At 64.6% G+C, this 1,483-nt stretch carries 1 pseudogene; it reads left to right on the top strand.

Annotated elements, in window-relative coordinates:
• Positions 1 to 55: 55 nt before the first annotated feature.
• Positions 56 to 958, top strand: a pseudogene (locus tag FG154_RS20460) (transposase); the annotation flags it as partial.
• Positions 959 to 1,483: the final 525 nt, after the last annotated feature.

Raw genomic sequence — 1,483 nt, 5'->3', positions numbered from 1 at the left:
TCATGGCCGATGAGAAAAGCCGGTAAGTCAAGACGGCCCTCGGCGTCAGCTTACGATGGTCCGTATCGACCGGCAGGAAGAAGGCGAGGCGCGGGCTGAGAAGGTGCAGCACCTGGCCCGGCGCTACGGCCGCATCCGGCAGGAGATCGACCGGCTGAAGGCGATGGACAAAGAGTTGACCGACACGCCGGACGGCCAGATTTCCCTGACCGATCCCGATGCGCGCGCGATGGCGACCAGCGCAAGGCACAGCGGGTTGGTCGGGTACAACGTGCAGAGCGCCGTCGACACCGAGACCCATATTATCGTCACCCACGACGTCACCAACGAGGGCTTCGACCGCGACCAGTTGAGCCCGATGGCCATCGCGGCCAAGGATGCGCTCGGCCGCGACGACCTGCACGCGATCGGCGACAAGGGCTACTTCAGCGGCACCGAGATCCTCGCCTGCCACGAAGCTGGCATCACCGCGACCGTGCCGCGCCCGGCCACGTCGGGCAATGCGGTCAAGGGCCGGTTCGTCAAGGCCGACTTCATCTACGATCCCGGGCGCGACGTCTATGTCTGCCCGGCGGGTGAGGATCTGATCTATCGCTACACCACCGAGGAGCGCGGCGTTCAGGTCCGGAGATACTGGATCAACGAGTGCCAGGCCTGTCCCCTTCAGAGCCGATGCACCAGCGGCACGGAGCGGCGGATCACGCGGTGGGAGCATGAGGCTCTGGTCGACGACATGCGCGAACGGCTCGGTCGTGACCCCGATCCAATGACCCTGCGCCGTTGCACGGTCGAGCACCCATTCGGCACGATCAAAGCCTGGATGGGCCACACCCACTTCCTGACACGGAGGCTGAAAAACGTGCGCACCGAAATGGCGCTGAACGTGCTGGCCTACAACATCAAGCGGGTGGTCACGCTGATCGGCATCAGGCGGCTCATGGAGGCCATCCCGGTCTGATACCGCATCATCAAGGCTCGTTGGACCGGTCATCGATTCCACACGCATGCAGGACTTCGATACGGCGGATGCAATCAGAGCGAGCGTGCAAGGTTGGGGGCGCCGAAACGCCTGCCAGTTACCGCAGCGCCGCCGAGTTTCGACACAGCCTCGGCCGGCTGCATCGGTCGCGCAAGACGCGCGTTTCCAATCGTCAGGTCCGTTTCCTGCGCTTCGCTGCTACCCGCAGCGCAGGACCGAGTGTCCGGTATCACTGGTTTCTGCAACCGCCTTGCCGCGCCGCCATCAGACCGCTGACCGCCCTCCGCGTTTGCCAGCGGTCGTTGGTCTCAGTCGACTGCCTCGCCAATCCGCTTACCTCACGCCGCCCGCTCCCGTAGGGCTTCATAGAGACGACCCGGGCCCATAAGGGCATCCTTCACAGGCCTCTCTGGATCGCCGGTGACTCCAGCGCCTGCTTGCTCATCGCCGAATGGGCGTCCAGCGCGTCGATGATCGCGTCCATCAGGGCGTTCATCAGGTTCG

This window comes from Cereibacter sediminicola, from assembly GCF_007668225.1.
GTDB classification, from domain to species: domain Bacteria; phylum Pseudomonadota; class Alphaproteobacteria; order Rhodobacterales; family Rhodobacteraceae; genus Cereibacter_A; species Cereibacter_A azotoformans.
The sequence above is the reverse complement of the archived record's forward strand: the minus strand, read 5'-3'. Positions and strand labels throughout refer to the sequence as shown.